Raw genomic sequence first — 288 nt, 5'->3', positions numbered from 1 at the left:
CTTCAACGATTGCTCGATGGTGCGGTTCAGACGATCGTAGGAAACGAGGTAACGGTCCCGATCCTTCTTCGGCTCGTCGAACCATGTGAGCGCGCCAACTAGCTCGTTGTCGCCGCACCAGAGCGCGATCGACGGATGCGAGGACAGCCGCTTGACCTGATACTCGACCTCATGCGCGACGTTCTCGAGGAAATCCTCCGTCGAAGGATAGAGATTGCAGGCGAACATGAAGTCCTGCCAGACCATGAGGCCGAGGCGGTCGCACAGATCGTAGAAATAATCCTGCTC

The 288-nt window shown here is 57.3% G+C and carries 1 protein-coding gene; it reads right to left on the bottom strand.

Going from position 1 to position 288, the window contains the following annotated elements:
* Positions 1–288 (bottom strand): hypothetical protein (locus ACPYOM_RS22285; RefSeq protein ID WP_481347633.1); only part of this gene is annotated, 288 nt, incomplete at both ends.

Source organism: Monashia sp. HAY1-2A, assembly GCF_056755315.1.
The sequence above is the reverse complement of the archived record's forward strand: the minus strand, read 5'-3'. Positions and strand labels throughout refer to the sequence as shown.